Below are 17,412 nucleotides of genomic sequence, written 5' to 3' on the forward strand. Positions count from 1 at the left end.
GTCAGTCGACGGGGGAGCGCAGGCCGGCGGCGGGCTCGGGGAAGCAGCGGGGGTCGTCCCAGAGCAGCTGGAGATCGCGGGCCCAGTGCCGGTCGGGTTCGTCGGCGGCGTCCGCGGTCACCCGTAACGAGAGGATGTGGCGCGGGAGCTCGGCGGGCGGGACCCCGGCGACGGCGGCGGTGAGCTGGTCCAGGAAGGCGGTGCCGGGGCAGGGCGCGGGGGCTTCGGGGCGGGGCGGCGCGGTGGTCGCGGTGCCGGCGGCGGCCGTGTCGCGGGGGCCGCTCCGGGCCGGGCGCGGGTCCTCGTACCCGCCCGGACCGCCGCCCGCCGCCCGCGTGTGCGACGGCTCGCCGTGTGCCCCGGCCGGGCAGCCCGTACGGGACCACAGCAGGACGGGGACCGGGACGGTGAGGCCGATCTCGAAGTGCTCGCGGGCCGCCGCGGGCGGGACCGCGAACCCGGCGAGTCCCGCGTCGCCGTCCCACAGCCGCTTGCGCAGGCTGGGCGGCCGCTCCTGGCTGCCGCACTCCACCCGGTGCACCCGCACCGGGCGCCCGGCGTCCAGCTTCTGCCACTTCCTGCGGAGCTGGTGCCGCAGCCGGTTGCTGCGGTGCCGCGCCCGGTCGGTCACCACGAGGGGGTAGGCGCAGCCCAGCGGCGTGCTGTCGTCCGCGCCGCACTCCCAGTGCGCCACCGCCTCGTTGAGCCACTCGCGCGGCAGCACGAAGGTCACCAACTCCTCGGCGTCGGGGTCGAGATGGGCGACGGCCTCGTCGATGCGGCGCTGGACGTACGACCGTACGCCGGAGCGCGGCAGCCGGCGCGCGCCCACCGGGCGGCGCTGCCCGTCGCGGTACGCCGACACCTCCACGGTCACCTGGTCGGGCCCGGCGCCGCTGTGGTCGATCTCCACGACGACCGGCGCCCAGCGCGGGGACACCTGCGCGGCCTCGGTGAGCGGTGCGGCCTCGATGAGCGGTGCGGACCCGGTGAGCGGCGCGGCCTCGGTGGCCTGGGCGGCCCTGGTGACCGGTGCCGTCGCCGGTCCCGCGCCCACCACGTCCCCGGCGCCCACCACGTCCCGCAGCCGGCCCGCGAACCGGTCCACCGCCGCCGGATCGGGCACCTCCCACTGCACATAGGCGGCGGCCGCCCCGAGCGTCGGGAACCCGCCCTCGGGCAGCGGCGGCCCGAAGGCGCCCACCGCGTCCACGTACAGCCGGTTGGGATCGCACGCGCGGGCGTCCGGCAGGCGCCGCAGCAGTCCGTACAACTCCCGCAGCACGTCCGCCCGGTGGCCCGGCGTGGGCACCAGCTCGCCCAGCTCGGGCCAGTACCGGGCCAGTACGTCCAGCGGCAGCATCCGGCCCTTGCGCACCTGCGGTGCCTCGGCGGCCGAGGTGACCATGCCGACCACCCGGCCGTCCGGCAGGGTCGCCGCCGCCCCGCTGAACCCGGCCTCGATCGGCTGTCCGTGCCCCTGCCAGGCCACCAGCTCCAGCCATTCGCCCGCGATCAACTGGCCGGAGACGGCCCGGTATTCGGCGAGCGTGCCCTCGTCGTAGCCGACCGGGAAGCCGTAGGCGAGCAGCCGGGGGTGCGGCTCGGTGTACGCGGCGCCGGGCGGTGCGAAACCGGCCGGGGCGAGGGGGACCTCGCGGTCGAGTTCGAGCACGGCCACGTCGCCGGGGTCGGTGGGGCCGCCCGCCCAGCCGCCGTGCGCGACGATCGACGCGGTGACCTCGCCCAGCTCCCTGGCGTGCGGGAAGACCACCGTCACCGCGTCCCGGCCGCTGGAACGGACGACATGGGCGCAGGTGAGCACCCGGCGGGCGGTGACCAGGAAGCCGGCGCCCACCTCATGGCCGCAGTGGATCCGGGCATGCCAGGCGGCGCTGTTCATGGGCGCTCGGCGGACTCCGGTGCGGCGCTGACCTGACCCGGCACGGCGGGCTGCGCGCCGCCCGGCGAACTCCCCGGTGACCAGTGGAGCTTGACGACCAACTGGCCCTCCGCGGACCCCTTGGCGATGATCGCACCGGCCTCCGCGGACATCTTCACGCCGAACTCGATCTCCACCGAGTCGGGCCGCAGGCTGCCGTCCCGGAAGACCCGCAGCGCGGCCTCCGCCGCCGCCCGCACGCCGTCCAGCGCGCCCTCGAAGGTCTGTGCCGCGCGCACCATTTCGTCGCCGCGCGAGACCAGCCGGGTGCCGGGTCGGGGGGTGGCACCGGCCCCCTCGACCACGACGAGCGCGCCGTCCTCGGTCCTGAACTCCACCAGCTGGTCCATGCCGCCGCTCGCTCCCCCTCGTCGCAGACCTCTGAGCAGCCACCATGGTACGGACGGGCCTTCAGCGGTCCCACTCATTACGCCCGAGCGGGTCAATCGGCACGGCGTGGCGAGAATCCGCCACCGCGACAACCCGCCACGCCCGGCCCCCTGTGCGCTCCCGGTGCGCGCACCACACTCGTGCCCACCCGTGAAGCATGTACACGACAGTTTCGGAGGGGCCGTTCCGGGCGCACGGTCCGGACGGGGAAAAGCACGCGGAAGAGGGCGCGGATGACCAGAGGACCAGCCGGACGCCTGACGAGAGGACCGGCCGGACGCCTGGCCGGAGGGCCGGCCGGACGCCGGGCGGCGCTGCTGTCGGCGGGGCTCGCGCTGGCCGCGCTGCCGGTACCCGGAGCGGTCGCCGCGGCGGGGACGGGCCCGGCACCGGTGGACGTGGCGGTGCGGCGCTCCGGGCCCGGCCCCGCCCCGGCGACCGTCACCCTGGTCACCGGCGACCAGGTGACCGTCACCGGCCTCGGGCACGGCAGGAAGACCGTCACCGTACGGCGTCCGCGCGGCGCCACCGGGGCCGTGCGCACGCGGACGAGCAACGGCGAGCTGACCGTCGTACCGGACGAGGCGCTGCCGTACCTGCGCTCCGGGAGGCTGGACGAGCGGCTGTTCGACGTGAGCGCGCTGATCCGCGAGGACCTCACCGACGCCCGCACCAAAGCCCTTCCGCTGATCGTCGGTTACGGCAAGGGCACCCGTGTCCCCGCCACCGCCCCGGCCGGCACCTCCCGCACCCGGAGCCTGCCCAGCCTGCGCGGTGCGGCCGTCGAGGCGGGCCGGGGGACCGCGTTCTGGCGGTCGTTCACCCGCGGAGACGGCATCGACAAGGTGTGGCTGGACGGGCGGGTCGAGGCCGACATGGCCGAGAGCAACGCCCAGATCGGCACCCGGAGCGCGTGGGACGCCGGGCTGACCGGCAAGGGCGTCACCGTCGCCGTCCTCGACTCCGGCGCCGACCTGACCCACCCCGATCTGGCGGGCAGGATCAGCCGGTCCGAGAGCTTCGTCGACGGCGAGGAGGTCGCCGACCGTGACGGCCACGGCACCCATGTCACCTCCACCGTCGGCGGCAGCGGCGCCGCCTCGGGCGGCAAGGAGAAGGGCGTGGCGCCGGACGCGACCCTCGCCGTCGGCAAGGTGCTCGACGACGCGGGCTCCGGCAGCGAGTCGCAGATCATCGCCGGGATGGAGTGGGCCGCGCGGGACGTGCACGCCCGGATCGTCTCGATGAGCCTCGGCTCCAGCGAACCGGGTGACGGCACCGACCCGATGTCCCAGGCTCTCGACAGCCTCTCCCAGGAGACCGGCGCGCTGTTCGTGGTCGCCGCAGGGAACACCGGCGCCCCCTCCTCCATCAGCTCGCCCGGCGCCGCCGACGCGGCCCTGACCGTGGGCGCGGTCGACTCCGCGGACCAGCCGGCCTCCTTCACCAGCGAGGGCCCCCGCACGGGCGACGACGCCCTCAAGCCCGACCTGTCCGCCCCCGGCGTGGACATCCTCGCCGCCCGCTCCCAACTCACCGACGGCAGCGGCTACTACACCACCATGAGCGGTACGTCGATGGCGACGCCGCACGTCGCCGGGGTGGCCGCACTGCTCGCGCAGGAGCATCCCGACTGGACCGGCACCCAGTTGAAGGACGCGCTGATGTCCTCCTCGAAGCAACTCGGCGTCTCCGCCTACACGGTGGGCGCCGGACGGGTGAGCGTGCCGGACGCCGTACGGGCCACGGTGACCGCCACCGGCAGCGCCGACCTCGGCTTCTACCGCTGGCCCTACCCCGCGGACAAGCCGGTCACCCGTACCCTCACCTACACCAACTCCTCCGACAGCGCCGTCCACTTGACCCTCTCGGTGCAGGGCGCCCCGGCCGGCGTCGCCACCCTCGCCGACTCCTCCCTCACCGTCCCCGCGCACGGCACCGCGACCACCACCGTCACCGGCGACGGCTCCAGGGCGCCGGTCGGCACCACCAGCGGGCAGATCACGGCCACCGACGACACCGGCACGGTGTGCGCGCACACGGTGTTCGGGCTGGTCAAGGAGGACGAGCGGTACACCCTCACGGTCCATGTCAGGGACCGCTCGGGCACCCCCACGGCCGCCGACCTCACCGTGCAGCGACTCGCCCGCGACGCGGACCCCGAGTCGGACCACGTCGACGCCTCCGGAACCCTCAAGCTCCGCCTCAAGCCGGGGGCTTACGCCCTCACTTCCTTCCTCGACGTGCGCGGCAGCCACGGCGCCGACTCGCTCGGCCTCGGCTTCCTCTCCGCACCCGAGGTCACCCTCGACCACGACAGTGACATCACCCTCGACGGAACCCGGCTGCGCGAGGTCAAGGTGGCCGTCCCCCGGCGCACCGAGACCCACCAGCTCCTCATGGAGTACGACCGCTCCGCGAACGGCGCCGACCTGTCCGGCGCGGTCCAGGTGCCCCTCGCCTACGACAGCGTCTTCGCCGCCCCCACCCCCGAGGTCACCCAGGGCACCTTCGAGTACCGCACGGTATGGCGGCTCGCGAAGCCCCAGCTGGAGGTCAGGGGCATCGGGGAGGCGACCGTCCAGCCGGGCGGCACCCTGACCGCCGGACGGCGGAGACTGCCGCTGGTGGACGTCGGCGACGGGCCCGTGCCCGCCTCCGCCTCCGGCAAGGCGGTGCTGGCACACCTCGCCCCCGGCGCGGACCCGCCGGCCCTCGCGCGGGCCGCCCAGGACGCGGGCGCCAAGGCGCTGTTCGTCACGGACGACGCGCCGGGCCGGCTGCTGGACTGGTGGGGCAACGACGACGACACCGACCGCCCGCTGCTGATCGCCACGGTGAACCAGGCGGACGCGGCACGGCTGCGGGCGCACCCGACCGCCGACATGACCGGCACCCCCGACTCCCCTTACGTGTACGACCTCTGCGCGGGCCACACCGGCTCGATCCCCGACCGCGACCTCACCTACCACCCCGCACCCCGCCAACTCGCCGCCCTGCACGTCACGTTCCACGCGGCGCGGCCGACGAGCGGCGGCGAGTTCCGCTACTCCGTCACCGGCACCTTCCCCGTCGGCATCGGCTTCCAGGAGAACATCGACCTGCCCGCCATGCGCACGGACTACGTCTCCACCGGCCCCGGCCAGTTGTGGACCGAATCCGTCACGATCGGCACGGGCACCCTGGAGGAGCGCGGCGGACCGGTCCACTACCAGGGCGGCAGCAGGCCCCGGCTCCACTGGTTCCAGCCGGTGTGGCACCCCTGGCTCGGCACCGGGCTCGGCTGGGGCGAGCAGCGCACCGGGAACCAGATCCAGCTGAACACGCCCGGCTGGGGCGACTCGGGCCCCGACCACACCGGGTTCGGCGATGTGTGGGGCGACAGCGGCATGACCCAGACCACGTCCGTCTACCAGGACGGCACCCTCGCGGACAGCGAGACCGGCTCGTCCGCCTTCGTCTGGGACGCACCGGCCGACCAGCACACGTACCGGGTCGTGACCGACACCGCCCTCGACGCGGAGCGCTGGAAACCCGCGACGCGGGGACACACCGAGTGGACCTTCCGCTCGGCCCGGACACCGGACGACCACGCGACGACACTGCCGCTGATCAACCTCTCCTACGGCGTGCCCACCGACCTCGCCGGCACGGTGCCCGCCGGGCGGCGGCTGCCGGTGACCCTGGGCGCGAGCTACATGGCGGGCGCCACCGGGACGGGCACGCTCGGCGGGGGCCGGCTGGAGGTGTCGTACGACGAGGGCACGAGCTGGCGGCAGGTGCGGCTGACGGGGGCCGGGGCGTCGTGGCACGGCACGCTGACGGTGCCGTCGGGTGCGGCGTCCGTCTCACTGCGGGCGTCGGCGCGGGACGACCGGGGCGGGTCGGTGTCGGAGGAGATCATCGAGGCGGTGGGGGTGAGGTAGGTGAAAAGGGGCGCCCCTCAGGGGGCGCCGCCCGCGCCGGTGCTGCCGACGATGCCCCGGACGACCCCCAGCTCCACCAGGTCCTGCGGGCGGATGCGGAGCTGGTCGGCGGTGTGCTCGATCTCCGCTTCCGGGCGTTTGAGGATGGCCGCGGCCAGTTCCGGGGCGATCACGGAGAAGTAACTGTCCGGTGTGGCCCAGGTGTTGCCCGGCGCGGCCAGGGCGAGGGCGCCGCCGGAGCCGCCCTCGCCGATCACCAGCGTGGTCAGGGGCACCCGCGCCCCGGCCACCGCCCCGAACACCTCGGCGATGGCCGCGCCGGCGCCCTGCCGCTCGGCCTGAGCGTCGTTCGCGGCCCCGGGGGTGTCCACCAGCGTCAGCACCGGCACCCCGAGCCGGTCCGCCAGCCGGATCAGCCGCGCCGCCGTCCGGTACCCGGCGGGCCGCGTCCCCACCCCGGTCTGCGCGGCGAACGCGACGGTACGACCCTGGTGCTCGCCGAACCCGCAGAGGATGCCGTCGGGGTCGGTACCGCCGCACCGGTCGCCGCCCAGATGCACGCGGCTGGTGAAGTAGGCGTCCAAGTAGGCGCCCGCGCGGGGGCGTTCGGGTGAGCGGGCGCGCTGGACGGCGGCCCAGCCGGTGGCGGGGAGGCCGGCCGGGGCGAGAGCCGCCGGGACGGCCGCGGGCAGGGGGTGCTCGGTGGGGGTGGGCGCGGGTGGAGGCTGATCGGCGGGGGCGGGCGCGGTCGGGGCCCGGCTCGTCCCCGACAGCAGCCGCAGCCACATCCCCAGGACCTCCCTGAGTTCCTCCGGCCGTACGACCGCGTCCGCCGCGCCCGCCGCCACCTGGGCCTCGGCCGTGTAGGCGGTGGGGTCGGCGCCGGCCGGGCGGACACGCGAGCCGGCGAAACCCACCTGGGCGCCGGGGAGGGCCAGGATCACATCCGCGCCGGCGCCCAGGGTGGCCCAGCCGCCGCCTGTGGTGGGGTCGCGCAGGACCGCGATCTGGGGCAGCCCCGCCGCACGGGTGAGCGCCGACTGCCGGACGACTCGCTGGAGTTGGGTCAGCGCGACCATGCCCTCCTGCATCCGGCTGCCCCCGGTCGCGATCAACGGCACGACCGGCAGCCGGTGTGCACGGGCGTGCGCGTACGCCCCCTCCAGCCGGTCCCCGGTGCGCTCGCCCAGGGAGCCGCCGAGGAAGCCGAACTCGAAGGCGATCAGCACGGCGCGGGTGCCCCCGACGGTCGCGGTGCCGCAGACGACGGACTCCTCCTCGCCGGTGCGTTCGGCGGCACGGGCGCGCGAGGCGTCGTACCCCTGCCAGGCGAGCGGGCCGTCCGGCCTGGACTCCCGCGCGGGGGGAGGGAGTTCGGCGAAGGTGCCGTCGTCCGTGACGAGGGCCAGCACCTCGCGCGCGGTGCGCCGCTGCTCAGGCATCGGCGGCGGTGCCGGCGTCGGTCAGGGCCCGCTTCATGATCTTCCCCATGTCGTTGCGGGGCAGGACGTGCAGGTAGCGGACGACGCGGGGGCGCTTGTGCGGGGCGAGCCGGCGGGCGACATGGTCCGCCAACTCCTCGGCGCTGGGCGGGCTTTCCGGGTCGGCCGGGACGATCCAGGCGACGATCCGTTCGCCCAGGTCCGGGTCCGGCTCCCCGGTGACCGCCGCCTCCCGGACGGCCGGGTGTTCCAGGAGCGCGTTCTCGATCTCGCCCGCCCCGATCTTGTAGCCGCCGCTCTTGATGAGGTCGGTGGCCTTGCGGCCGACGATCCGCACATACCCGTCCGGCTCGCGCACGGCCATGTCACCGGTACGGAACCAGCCGTCGGCGGTGAACGCGGCGGCGGTGGCGTCGGGCCGGTTCAGGTACTCGGTGAACAGGTTGGGCCCGCGGACCTGGATCTCCCCGACGGTCTCCCCGTCCCGGTCGCCGATCTCCCTCCCGTCCTCCTCCACGAGCCGCAGTTCGACGCCGGGCAGCGGCACCCCGACCGTCCCCGGCCGCGGCTCCCCGTCCGCGCGGACGCTGGTGTTCATCAGCGTCTCCGTCATGCCGTACCGCTCGATGACCCGGCGACCGGTGGCCGCGGCGATCCGCTCGTGGTCGTGCACCGGCAGCGCGGCCGAGCCGGAGACCAGCAGCCGGGCCCCGCCGAGCGCCTTGGCCAGCTCGGGGTCGCCGGGGAGGGCCTCGGCGATGCGGTGGTACATCGTCGGCACGCCGAACAGCATGGTCGCGCCGCCGGCCAGCGCGCGGGTCACGCCCTCGGTGGAGAACCTCCCCAGATGCCGCACCGAGCCGCCGCGGCGCAGCGGGCCGAGGACGCCGAGCACGAGCCCGTGCACATGGAACAGCGGCAGCCCGTGCACCAGCTCGTCGGCCTCCGTCCACCGCCAGGCGTCGGCGAGCGCGTCGAGGGTGGCGGCGAGGGCCCGGCGGGGGAGTACGGCGCCCTTGGGCGGGCCGGTGGTGCCGGAGGTGTACACGACGAGGGCGGGGGCCTCGTCGGGGAGTTCGGGGTGCGGGGCGTCCGCGCGGGCGCCGGCGTCGACGTCGATGCGCTCCAAGCCGGCCAGCACTCGCGGGAGTTGGGTACCCGGAGCGGCGAGGACGAGGGAGGGGGCGCTGTCGGAGACGATATGGGCCAGCTCCTTCTCCCCGGACTTGGGGTTGAGCGGCACGGCGGCGGCACCGGCGAGCAGCACGCCGACGACGGCGACCACGGTCTCCAGCTCGGGCGTCGCCCACACGGCCACCCGGCCGCCCCGGGGGACGCGCCGGGCCACCGCGCCGGCGGCGTCCGCGAGACCGCCGTACGTCAGCGAACGCTCACCGAACCGCACCGCGGACCGCTCCCGCGGCCCACCGACCAGACCAGGAAAAAGCGAGGACACCCACGCACCCCTTCACTCTCGCGACCGTTCAGCCCCTTCCTACACCAGGATCGACCGGGGGACGACCGTGCCTGGGTGAGGTGAGGGGGGAGCGGGCGCGGGGGTGGAGCTGTCCCTGGGGCCGCCTCCCAGCCGACCGTGGGCGAGTCAGGCCGCCAGGACGGACACGTCCGCGACGACGCACGTCACGTTGTCGGGCGCCCCCGCCCCCCGCGCCGCCGCGACCAGCTCCTCCGGCCCCGAGGCCGACGCCAGCAGTTCCCTGATCCGGGCATCGGGTACCGCCTCCGTCAGCCCGTCGGAGCACAGCAGGTACCGGTCCCCCGGCAGCGGCTCGTGGAGGCGCAGGTCCGGGACGACCTCCGCGCCGCCGGTCAGCGCCTTGGACAGCAGCAGATCCCGCGGTGAGACCCGGTGGTCCTGCGTGATCCGGTACAGCTCGCCACCGCGCAGCAGATACGCCCGCGAGTCCCCGATGTGCGCGAGCGCCAGCCGGGACCCGGTCCACAGCAGCGCCGTGAGCGTGGTGCCGTTCGTCCCGCCCGCCAGTTCCGCCACCGCCGCCCCCGCCGACCGCACCGCGTCCTCCAGCGCCCCGAGTACGCCCAGTTCGCCCAGCTCCCCGTCCACGGGCACCGACGGCGCCTCGTCCAGGTACCGCAGCGCCCCCACCGCCGCCCCGCTCGCCGCCAGCCCCGCGGGCCCGAACCCGTCGGCGACCGCGAGCAGCCTGCGGCCCGCGTAGAGGGTGTCCTGGTTGGAGGGGCGTACCAGCCCCCGGTCGGTGAGCGCGGCGTGCCGCAGTTCCAGCGTCATGGTGGGTTCCCTTTCCGGTGCGTCGGTCGTGCCGGTCAGCTGGTCGACGAGAAACGCCGCGAGGTCCCGCCGTACCGCCGTCTCCGCCTCGACCCGCGCCCAGTACGCGCCGATCTCCCGCGCGGCCTCGTCCGGTTCCAGGTCGCACACGGCGCGTATCCCGGCGAGCGGCATCCCGAGCCGCCGCAGCCAGGCCACGAGCCGGGCCCGCCCCAACTGCCCGACGGTGTAGTACCGGTAGCCCGTCTCGGGGTCGACCCGGTGGGGCCGCAGCAGCGCCAGCTCGTCGTACAGCCGGAGCGCCTTCGGTGACAGCCGGCTCAGCCGGGCGAACGCCCCGATCGTCAGCGGTTCCATCGCGCCCCCGTCTCTCGTCCTCCGCCACCGATGCTGGGGCTTCACCAAAGGTGAAGGTCAAATGCCCTGCCCCGGTTCCGGGCCGCTTGTTAGCCTCGCGGGTGTTCGAATGCCGTACGACAGGGAGTCCCGCCGTGCCCCGCATCGCCCTCGCCACCTACGACCCCGGCGCCGCTCCGAGCCGGGACGCGGACCTGCCGGTGCTGGTGCGGGCGCTGAACGAGGCCGGCGCGCGGGCCGACGCCCCCTACTGGGACGACCCCGACATCGACTGGTCCGCGTACGACCTCGTCGTCATCCGCTCCACCTGGGACTACAGCTGGCGCGCGGCGGAGTTCACGGCCTGGCTGGACCGGGTTTCCCGGACGACCCGGATCGCCAACCCCGCCGAGGTCATCCGCTGGAACCTCGACAAGCGCTACCTGGGCGAGCTGGCCGCCGCCGGCGTCCCCACCGCCCCCACGCGCTACATCGCCCCAGGTCAGGACGTTTCCGGCCTGCCCACGGACCACGAGTACGTCATCAAGCCGACCTCCGGCGCGGGCGCCCGCTTCGCCGCCCGCTACACGCCCGCCGAGCACGAGACGGCCGTACGGCACCTCACGCGGATGCACGCCGAGGGGTTCACCGCGATGGTGCAGCCCTACCTGAAGGGCATCGACACCACCGGCGAACGCGCCCTCCAGTTCTTCGGGGGCCGTCTGCTGCACGCGAGCCGCAAGGGCGCCGTCCTCTCACCCGGCACCCCGTACGACGCCGACAAGGTCGCCCACCCCGGCCTCACCCCCTGGCAGCCGACGGACGCTGAACTCGCCGTGGCCGAGAAGGCGTTGGCGGCCGTACCCGCCGCGTCCGCGCCCCTCCTCTATGCCCGTGTGGACCTCGCCGACGGCCCGGACGGCGCTCCCCGCCTGATGGAACTCGAACTGGTCGAGCCGAACCTCTTCCTCTTCCTGCACCCCGAGTCCCTGCCCCGCACGGTGGCGGCGATCCTCAGCGCGGGCTCCGGGGACCGACCCGCGCGGTGCGCTGGAGCAGGCCCCAGGTGAACTCGGCGACCATCTCGTGGGGCACACCCTCCCGGTCGGGCGCGGTGAAGGCGAGGCCCCAGCGGGTGGGCGCGGTGCCCTCCAGGGGGCGGGCCGGGGGGAAGGCGCGGGCGAGTTCGTCCACGGTGCAGGACCAGGGGGTGAGGTCTTCCAGGGTGCGCAGGCCGGGGGGTGTGGCGCCGGGTGCCCGTACGAGCCATTCGTTCCATACGGCGCCGTCGGGGCCCACGAGCACCTCGAACCGCAGGTCGGGCCACAGGGGCAGCGCCCACCGGCGGGACTCGCAGTCGACGTCCCCGAGCCTGCGGGGCTCGGCGCTCTCGGGTTCCCCGAGGACCGACCGGTACCGCGCGGCGGCCCCCCGCGCCCTGGGCGACCGGACCATCGCCTGCCACCGCTTGTTGGCCTCCCGCATCTGCGCGACGGACACGCCCAGCGTCCTCCGGGCCTCGTCCACGAGTCCCGGATTGTGATCGGCCATACGCCGCAGCAACACCAACTGGAAATCAAGAGCCACGGCATCCATGGTGCCCTGGGGTCCCCAAGCGGCACGACTGCCCGCGGCTACGGTCCCCTCACTCCGGAACCCTGACCCCCCGAGCCGGTGTCGCCGTCGCGAGCGCCCGCACCGTCGCCACCGCCTTCGGCCGCCGCAGTGCCGAAGAGATGGACGCGATGTCCCGCAGCAGCGAGGCGGGCGCGGAGCCGCCGGCCGTCCCCCCGCCGCTGCCGTTCTCGATCGCGTCCAGCACCCCCACCGCCGCCGACAAGGCCCGCGCCCGCGCCGCGGGATGCCCCAGCGCGCGCGCCGCCGCGTACGCCCGTTCCGTCAGCTCCGGGTCCACATGCCGGGCGAGCGGCAGCAGGGCGTCGCGGATGTACGTCTCGCGGCGGGTCAGCCGGAGTTCCGCCGGGGCGCGCAGCGAGAACCGCGGGCCCGCTCCGGTCGCCGAACGCAGCACCCGGTACAGCGGCCCCAGCCGGTGATGCGCCAGCCGGACCCGGTACCGCTCGTGCAGGGCCTGCCCGGCGTGCGGGAGGATGAAGCCCGCCGCCAGCAGGATCGCGGAGAGCGAGGCCACCGGCGGAGCCAGGTTCGTGCTGAGCCAGTCCGGGTCCCGGCCGAGCCAGCGCGCGGCCACCGCCGTCACCTTCGCCGCGTCGTACAGCAGGCTCAGCGCGTACCCGCCGCCCAGCAGCCGCAGCCCCCACCGCAGCCACGCGTCCAGCCCCCGATCCCGTGCCCAGTTCCAGATCAGCCGGGCACTGAGCGCGCAGGCGACGGTGTGGGCCAGCAGATAGAGCAGGATCTCCTCGCGCATGAAGGGCGTACGGGCGTAGTACGTGTCGAGGTCCCGCACCCGCTCCACCGGCACGTCGGCGAGCGCGAACAGCACCCACAGCGCGGCGATCACCACCGCGTACCCGGAGACGATCCACCGTGTCGCCCGCCGGGTGACGGCGGACCGCTCGGGCAGACCGTTGCGCCAGGTGACGATGAACAGCAGCCCCGCCCCGGAGTTCGCGGCGATCAGCGAGTAGCACAGCGGTGCCGCGAAGTTGGGCACCCCGGTGAGCACGTTCATCCGGTGGATCACCGACGGCATGCAGCACACGAACACCGTGCTGGCGAAGAGCAGCACCCCGCCGACCGCGCGCAGCAGGGGGTCGCGCCACAGCCGGATGATCGTGGGCAGCTTCAGCAGCAGCGCGGCGGTCAGCAGCGCCGCCGGGATCCAGAGGGAGATGTACAGCCGGCCGAGCAGCGCTGAAGGGTCCAGCGCCAGCGTGCTCACCGCGCCGCTCCGCCCCGCCCGCGATAGCCGAGCGCCCGCTGCAAGGGGTCGGGCGGCGCGTCCCCGGACCCGCCGGGCCGGGTCCGGAACAGCGTGGCGAGCCGGTGCCCGAAGTCGTCCGCCTCGGCCTCGTCCGCCTCGCGGGACCCGTTGCGCGCGGCCACCGTGAGCGCCCTGTCCGGCCAGCCGGGGGCGTCCGCGAAGGCCCGCGCCGCCGCGTCGCCGGCCAGGTGGTGGTGCCGGTGCCCGGCGTGCAGATGCCACAACTCATGGCCGAGAATCACCAGTTGCTGCACGTCCTCGGCCCGGTCCTCCACGATGACCAGGTCGAAGTCGGCGAACTCCACCCACAGTCCGGTCACTTCGATCTCGTCCGGGAAACGTTCGAACCGCAGCTCAAGCGGTCGGCCGCCGCGCAGCGCGCTCATCTCCTCGCACAGCGCCCGGCACAACCCCCGTACATCGGAGGGTGCTTCGGGCCGGGCGCGGACCGCCGAGGCGAGCTCGCCGGCGAGGGAGCGCATGGCCGTGCCGGAGCCGCCGGAGCGTCGCAGTCGTGCGGTCAGCCGTGCCGCCCGCCCTCGCGCGCCCGCGATACCCATCCGTCCCCTTTCCCGCGTCCGCCGCTACCGCCCGCACCCCCCGCTGCTCACGGCCGCCGGCCGCCGCGGTTCCGTCGAGCGTACGTGCCGGGACCCGCCCACGTCACGCGATCCCGGAGGCGTGGTTCAAGACACAACCAACCCGCCGACCGCCTTCCCGAGCAGGGTCAGCCGGACCTCTCCGGGCCCCGACAGGGTCGTGAACTCGGACAGCACCGCGAGCGCCAGCGTGTTCTCGCCCCGCGTGCGCAGCACCCCGTTCGGCAGCACGAACGTGTGCTGCGGGCCCACGTCGTTGATGTACTGCCCCATGTTCCAGCCGTTGAGGAAGATCTGGGCCCGGTACGCCCGGTACGGATCGTCCTGGAGCGTCAGCCCGATCGACGCGTCCACGTCGCCGGGCACGGCCAGCCGGAAGGCCGTCCGGTACCAGGTCACTCCCTGATACCGCTCGGCGCGCGGGAGGTCCACGGTGTCCCAGTCCCCGTCCGCGAACCCCGGCAGATGCCAGCCCGAACGCTCCCCGTGCAGCCCGCCGTTGTTCAGCGGCCCCCGCACCGGGTCGGGGCGGCCCTCGCCCTGGATGCGCCAGCGCACCTTCGGCGAGGCGCCCTTGAAGACCGCGGCGGTGAGGCCCCGCGCGGCCTTGTGGGTGTCGTCCGACCTGCCGTCCTGGTCGTGCTGCATCCGCCGGACGAGGACGGACAGCACATGCCGACCGGGCGAGCGCAGCGCGTCGCGCACCGGGAAGGAGGCCGTGTCCGACCAGGTGCCCTTGCGGATCGTGGTGGCGTCCGGCACCGGCATCCGGTGCGTGCCCAGCGGCTCGCCGTCCAGCCACGCCATCAACAGCCCCTGGGTGCCGCTGCTGTAGCCGAGCGCGATCCCGGAGATGTCCGTGGAGTCGTCGAAGACGCCCCGGTACCAGACGTCCCCGTAGTGGAACCCGTAGTCGTCCGCGAACAGCACCGGCTGGCCCTCAGGGACGGCCGTGCTGCTGTACGACGTCTTCTTGTCCGCCACCTTCCACGTGGAGTCGTCGTAGCTCGGGCCCACTTCGGGGTTCTCCCGGCGCATCCGCCAGGTGCCGAGCGCGGGCAGCCGGACCTCCGGCACCGCGGGCAGCATCCGGGTGGTCATCAGGCTGCCGGACATCGTCACGCGGGTGGCGAGCCTGCGCCCGTTCCACACCAGGGTGGAGATGCCGCGCGGCCCCCACACCTCCACGCTCGTCGGATCGGTGATGTCACCGGTCAAGTGGACTTCCGAGCCGCGCAGTTCCACGTGGCGCAGCAGCTGGGGGCCGTACACCAGCAGGGACCCGGACGGGGTGTCGTACGGGAACAGCCGTACGGAGGTGGCGTCGTCGGCGAAGAGGAGGAGCAACGGGGTGTCCGTGTCGCCCTTCTCCACCAGCACGCGGATCAGTCCGCTCTGCCCGAGCGGTGCGTTGACGTGCAGGCCCGTGTCGTCCACCCCCCACGCGGCCTCCGGGTCCAGCCGCATGACGTCCGGGTCGGTGTCGCAGTGCAGCACCAGCTCGGCCATCTCGCCCTTGCGTCCGGTGAACACGGCGACGTCCTGCCGCCCGGCGGTCAGGCACATGGTCGGCTGCACCGTCGCGTACTTCAGCTTCCGCTTGCCCAGGGACAGACCGGTGGCCAGCAGCTTGGCGTCCCTGCCGGGCACGGTGATCCGCAAGTCGCCCTCGGCGGTGGGCAGGTCCGCCGTCACCGCCTCGCTGCCGTCGTTCCGGGCGACGTACACATGGGCGCCGGTGTCCGGGTTGGTCAGGTGGTAGACCTTCAGCCCCTTGGCACGCACCTCCGCCGCGCGGTCCAGCTTGGCGAAGTCGGGGACGCGCTGGAGCAGATGCCCGAGCTGGTGCATCGGGGCGATCTTCGCGGTGACGTTGCGGGCCTCGTCGATCGCGGCGCCGTAGTCGTACGACGTGTAGACGACCGGCGCGGGCAGCCAGCCCCAGGAGGTGCCGCCGAAGGTCATGTAGACGTTGTGCAGGGTGATGCCGTTGGCGAGGTTGGTCAGGTAGAAGCGGCGCTCGTAGGCGGCGTCGCGGGTGCGGCGGGCCTCGGCGTACCCCTTGCCGCCGTAGAAGGAACCGCCCCACGGGTCGAACCAGCCACCGCCGAACTCGGGCACGAATCCGGGCGTGGTGGGCGAGGCGCTGGCACCGCCCTTGGCCCCGCCGGGCCCGAACGTCCCCCAGTCCGGCGGGGTCTGGGACGGCGAGGGGTACCCGTCGAAGCCGTACAGCCAACCGCCGCGCTCACCACCGGTGTCGAAGGAGCCAGGGGTCCAATACCCGTTGCGTCCCTTGTCGTTGTGGAACAGCGGTACGTCGATGCCGTCGGCGCGCACCTTCTTGTACAGGTGGGACATGTAGGCGCGGCTGTCCGCCGAGCCCACCCGGGCGTCGAACTCGTTCTCGATCTGGTAGAGCAGCACGGTGCCCTTGCCCTGGGTGAACAGGTGCTCGCGGGCGATCCGGTTCACCCGCGTCAGCCACTCGTCCACGTGCGCGAGGTACGCCGGATCGGCCGAACGCGCCCGCCCCTTGGCCGCGGTGAGCCAGCCGGGGAAACCGCCGCCGTCCACCTCGGCGTTGATGTACGGGCCGGGGCGCAGGATGACGTAGAGCCCGGTCTCGGCGGCCGTGCGCAGGAACAGGCCCAGGTCGCGGACGCCGGAGAAGTCGTACCTGCCCGGAGCGGGGGAGTGGTAGTTCCAGGCGACGTAGACGCTCACGGCGTTGTAGCCGTGCGCGCGCATCTTCTGGAGCACGTCCCGCCACAGCGACGGGCTCGGCAGCCGGAAGGGGTGCAGTTCGCCCGACCACACGACCAGCCGTCTGCCGTCCACCAGCAGGGAGTAGCGGTCGTACCCGATGGTGTGGTGCTCGCCGTCCGCGCGCGGCGGGGCGGGCACCGGACCGGTCGGCACGCTGCGGGCCGCGTACGCCGAGGGCGCCCCGGTCCCGCCGCTGCCGCCGAGGGCGAGACCGAGCGCGGCCGAGCCGGTGAGGGCACTGAAGGTACGTCTGCTGAGCGCCAAGGTGGATCCTCCCGGCGATCTTACGGGGCGCGGGTGCGGCCATTCTCCACGCGCGGACGACCCACAATGGACCCATGAGGATCTCGGCACGGGCGGATTACGCGGTACGGGCGGTACTGGAGCTGGCCGTACGGCAGGGTAACGGGCCGGTGAAAGCAGAGGAAATCGCGGCCGCCCAGGGGATCCCGCACAAGTTCCTCGAGGGCATCCTCGGCGATCTGCGGCGCGCCGGGATCGTGGACAGCCGGCGCGGCGGGGGCGGCGGCTACCGGCTCGCCCGCGAGGCCCCGGCGATCACCGTGGCCGACGTCATCCGGGGCGTGGACGGCCCGATCGTCTCGGTCCGCGGCGAACGCCCGACGGGCCTCACCTACACCGGCACGGCCGAACCCCTGCTCCCCCTCTGGATCGCCCTGCGCGCGGGCGTCCGCCGCATCCTGGAGGGCGTGACGATCGGGGACCTGGCCGCGGGCGGCCTGCCGGACCCGGTCAGCGCCCTGGCGGCGGAACCGGCGGCATGGGAGAACCCGTAGGGGGAGAGGGCCTCGTGCCCCGCGCTCGTGC

The 17,412-nt window shown here is 74.5% G+C and carries 12 protein-coding genes; 3 read left to right on the plus strand and 9 right to left on the minus strand.

From position 1 onward, the window contains the following. Position 1: 1 nt before the first annotated feature. The gene (locus ACE4Q9_RS22850) at positions 2 to 1,903 is read right to left on the minus strand and encodes a trypsin-like peptidase domain-containing protein (protein ID WP_397986086.1); all 1,902 of its coding nucleotides are present in this window, start codon (positions 1,901 to 1,903) and stop codon (positions 2 to 4) included. After that, positions 1,900 to 2,292 (minus strand): CU044_2847 family protein, encoded by a 393-nt coding sequence (locus tag ACE4Q9_RS22855; protein WP_397986087.1) that lies wholly within the window; start codon positions 2,290 to 2,292, stop codon positions 1,900 to 1,902. The genes ACE4Q9_RS22850 and ACE4Q9_RS22855 overlap by 4 nt, the downstream gene beginning before the upstream one ends. A gap of 273 nt (positions 2,293 to 2,565) precedes the next feature. Here ACE4Q9_RS22855 and ACE4Q9_RS22860 point away from each other — a divergent pair, with 273 nt between their 5' ends. Next, the gene (locus tag ACE4Q9_RS22860; RefSeq protein WP_397986088.1) at positions 2,566 to 6,258 is read left to right on the plus strand and encodes a S8 family serine peptidase; all 3,693 of its coding nucleotides are present in this window, start codon (positions 2,566 to 2,568) and stop codon (positions 6,256 to 6,258) included. Between the two features lie 17 nt (positions 6,259 to 6,275). Here ACE4Q9_RS22860 and ACE4Q9_RS22865 read toward each other — a convergent pair whose 3' ends face one another. The 3 genes from ACE4Q9_RS22865 to ACE4Q9_RS22875 form a co-directional block, all read right to left on the minus strand. Further along, positions 6,276 to 7,700 carry a carboxyl transferase domain-containing protein gene (locus ACE4Q9_RS22865; protein WP_397986089.1) on the minus strand — a complete coding sequence of 475 codons (1,425 nt, stop codon included), beginning with the start codon at positions 7,698 to 7,700 and terminating at the stop codon, positions 6,276 to 6,278. Continuing rightward, positions 7,693 to 9,156, minus strand: a complete 1,464-nt coding sequence (locus ACE4Q9_RS22870) for an acyl-CoA synthetase (RefSeq protein ID WP_397986090.1) — start codon at positions 9,154 to 9,156, stop codon at positions 7,693 to 7,695. Before ACE4Q9_RS22870 ends, ACE4Q9_RS22865 begins: the two co-directional genes overlap by 8 nt. A gap of 147 nt (positions 9,157 to 9,303) precedes the next feature. After that, positions 9,304 to 10,329, minus strand: coding sequence for a MerR family transcriptional regulator (locus ACE4Q9_RS22875; protein ID WP_397986091.1), 1,026 nt, complete (start codon positions 10,327 to 10,329; stop codon positions 9,304 to 9,306). 134 nt (positions 10,330 to 10,463) lie between these two features. Between ACE4Q9_RS22875 and ACE4Q9_RS22880 the strand changes: the two genes are divergently transcribed. Next, positions 10,464 to 11,378 (plus strand): RimK family alpha-L-glutamate ligase, encoded by a 915-nt coding sequence (locus ACE4Q9_RS22880; RefSeq protein ID WP_397986092.1) that lies wholly within the window; start codon positions 10,464 to 10,466, stop codon positions 11,376 to 11,378. Here the strand turns inward: ACE4Q9_RS22880 and ACE4Q9_RS22885 are convergent. From ACE4Q9_RS22885 to ACE4Q9_RS22900, 4 genes are all read right to left on the minus strand, one after another. Next, positions 11,323 to 11,904: a hypothetical protein gene (locus tag ACE4Q9_RS22885; RefSeq protein WP_397986093.1), complete on the minus strand. Its 582-nt coding sequence runs from the start codon at positions 11,902 to 11,904 to the stop codon at positions 11,323 to 11,325. The genes ACE4Q9_RS22880 and ACE4Q9_RS22885 overlap by 56 nt on opposite strands. Positions 11,905 to 11,953: 49 nt before the next feature. Further along, the gene (locus ACE4Q9_RS22890) at positions 11,954 to 13,174 is read right to left on the minus strand and encodes an MAB_1171c family putative transporter (protein ID WP_397986094.1); all 1,221 of its coding nucleotides are present in this window, start codon (positions 13,172 to 13,174) and stop codon (positions 11,954 to 11,956) included. Then, positions 13,171 to 13,776: a toxin-antitoxin system, toxin component family protein gene (locus tag ACE4Q9_RS22895; RefSeq protein WP_397986095.1), complete on the minus strand. Its 606-nt coding sequence runs from the start codon at positions 13,774 to 13,776 to the stop codon at positions 13,171 to 13,173. Before ACE4Q9_RS22895 ends, ACE4Q9_RS22890 begins: the two co-directional genes overlap by 4 nt. Before the next feature lie 126 nt (positions 13,777 to 13,902). Then, positions 13,903 to 16,848: a beta-galactosidase gene (locus ACE4Q9_RS22900; protein WP_397986096.1), complete on the minus strand. Its 2,946-nt coding sequence runs from the start codon at positions 16,846 to 16,848 to the stop codon at positions 13,903 to 13,905. A 74-nt stretch (positions 16,849 to 16,922) separates the two neighbouring features. Here ACE4Q9_RS22900 and ACE4Q9_RS22905 point away from each other — a divergent pair, with 74 nt between their 5' ends. After that, positions 16,923 to 17,381 carry an RrF2 family transcriptional regulator gene (locus ACE4Q9_RS22905; RefSeq protein ID WP_397986097.1) on the plus strand — a complete coding sequence of 153 codons (459 nt, stop codon included), beginning with the start codon at positions 16,923 to 16,925 and terminating at the stop codon, positions 17,379 to 17,381. Positions 17,382 to 17,412: the final 31 nt, after the last annotated feature.

It is taken from the genome of Streptomyces sp. AM6-12 (assembly GCF_044327085.1).
Taxonomy (GTDB): Bacteria; Actinomycetota; Actinomycetes; order Streptomycetales; family Streptomycetaceae; genus Streptomyces.